Source organism: Acinetobacter sp. YH16044 (assembly GCF_013417145.1).
Classification (GTDB): domain Bacteria; phylum Pseudomonadota; class Gammaproteobacteria; order Pseudomonadales; family Moraxellaceae; genus Acinetobacter; species Acinetobacter amyesii.
Genome location: NZ_VPEK01000131.1, coordinates 1 through 1,555 on the forward strand (window position 1 = coordinate 1; position 1,555 = coordinate 1,555).

General features: G+C 38.3%; 3 protein-coding genes and 2 pseudogenes. 3 read left to right on the plus strand and 2 right to left on the minus strand.

The features are described from left to right. The 3 genes and pseudogenes from FTV38_RS18335 to FTV38_RS17465 form a co-directional block, all read left to right on the plus strand. Positions 1–101: pseudogene (locus FTV38_RS18335) on the plus strand (BrnT family toxin); the annotation flags it as partial. Further along, entirely contained in the window at positions 91–306 is a 216-nt protein-coding gene (locus tag FTV38_RS17460) for a hypothetical protein (protein ID WP_004811702.1), read from the plus strand. The pseudogene FTV38_RS18335 and the gene FTV38_RS17460, both read left to right, overlap by 11 nt. 135 nt (positions 307–441) lie before the next feature. Then, positions 442–867, plus strand: coding sequence for a hypothetical protein (locus FTV38_RS17465; protein WP_179991870.1), 426 nt, complete (start codon positions 442–444; stop codon positions 865–867). A 6-nt stretch (positions 868–873) separates the two neighbouring features. Here the strand turns inward: FTV38_RS17465 and FTV38_RS17470 are convergent, their stop codons facing one another. Both FTV38_RS17470 and FTV38_RS17475 read right to left on the minus strand, forming a co-directional pair. Continuing rightward, positions 874–1,344, minus strand: coding sequence for a hypothetical protein (locus FTV38_RS17470; RefSeq protein ID WP_180023040.1), 471 nt, complete (start codon positions 1,342–1,344; stop codon positions 874–876). After that, positions 1,341–1,555, minus strand: a pseudogene (locus FTV38_RS17475) (mobilization protein); the annotation flags it as partial. The gene FTV38_RS17470 and the pseudogene FTV38_RS17475, both read right to left, overlap by 4 nt.

The following is a 1,555-nucleotide window of genomic DNA, read 5'->3' on the forward strand; positions in this document are numbered from 1 at the left end:
TACTAACAGTGGTTTGGGTCGAACGTGGTGATGTTGCAAGAATCATTACTGCTTTTGAGCCATCACACAATCAAAAGCGGAGGTATAACCATGCAAAATGAATTAGAACGCTATAAAAATTTTGACCCTACCAATGCGCCAGTAGTAAAACCAAACTTCGTGAAAAAATTACAAGAACGCCATGCGATTGCTCAAGCAAAAGCTTTTGATGCGGATGTTGTAACTTGGCTAAGTTCTCAAGATGATGAAACAAAACAGCATATTAACGAGATGGTTCGTCATATCATGGCATTGAAACGTGTTTAATTAAAATTTTGCTCGATGCTTTGAAATAGGGCTTTAGCCATGTTTCAAAGTCGAGCCACTTTGCGTGCACCGGTATAAATTGAATAACGAAAGAAACCAAGCAAAGTACTGTCCCATCTCATAACTTGGTTGACTATGAAAATATATAATTTAGCCCAAAGTTTTTTCATTATTTCTGTGCTTACTGGCTGCATGGCAAAGCCTGCTTTAGTTTCTAATATTATAGAACCTGTAAAACCAGTATTTTTTATCAAGCAAAGTCCCGAAGTGAAGACTTATATGGTTTCACTTGCAGGTGGCAAATTACATTTAGATCCACATGGTTGTATTCGTCTAAACAGTGATACCAGCCCTTTTATTATCTGGGCTAGTAGCAGCGAGTTAGAATATACAAGTGACGGTAGGATCAGTATTACCAACAAATTTAATAATCATAAAGTTTTTGTAGGTGATGAAATTAGACTTGGTGGAGGCCAGTACCCAACGAAACCTCGATCTATTACTGACCCTATTCCTGATGTTTGCGCTAACCACGGTTATTGGATTGCAGCTCCGCTTTAAAAAGCATTATTTAGGGTCAATCACGCAATAATCTTTGTTTGGTCCGTGACAGTCATTTTTCATGATCCGGACACAGGATTTACCATTACAGTTTTTAATATCTAGGTTATATCTTTGTTCTAGCCAAGCTGCTTCTGCACGACGTTCTTTGATCTCATCAAAACTTGGAATGAATAAAAATATGAAAGAAAGAAAAACCAGTACCAGACTGAGGAAAATTGCACATAACAAGGCAATAAATCTATAGTTTAGTTTATCAGTAGCCTTGTCTAGTTCCTGAATACGGCTCTTTAATGCCCCTATAGCTTGTTTATTTGTCTCCTGTAGTGACTTTTCAGCCTTATCTAGTACCCCACTAGCTACTTGGGTGTAAAATGTCTCTAATCGCTTCTTATCGTCTGCTATGGCTTCCCTGTATTCCTTCATCGAAGCTAATAAAATATATAACTGGTCGTCTAAATCGTTTTGATTGCTCATAGGGAAGGCCCATTTCTATTCATGCTTTTGCGTTGTTTCAGCTTCATAGCTTGTTCTTGCTGTAGCTTTAACCGCTTTTTATGTTCCAGTTCTAGGCGTTTAGCTTCTTGATCTTTCTTCCATTGCTCAAACCCTTGTTCAACACGGTTAAAACCCTGTTCTAAGGTCTTTTCCTTGTGCTGTTGTTGGTATTGGAGCTGCTGGCTGTTCT

What these genes read in the sequence shown, in the direction of transcription:
- FTV38_RS17460 (WP_004811702.1), top strand. Translation starts at nt 91, where the DNA reads ATGCAAAATGAATTAGAACGCTATAAAAATTTTGACCCTACCAATGCG.
- FTV38_RS17465 (WP_179991870.1), top strand. Translation starts at nt 442, where the DNA reads ATGAAAATATATAATTTAGCCCAAAGTTTTTTCATTATTTCTGTGCTT.
- FTV38_RS17470 (WP_180023040.1), bottom strand. Translation starts at nt 1,344, where the DNA reads ATGAGCAATCAAAACGATTTAGACGACCAGTTATATATTTTATTAGCT.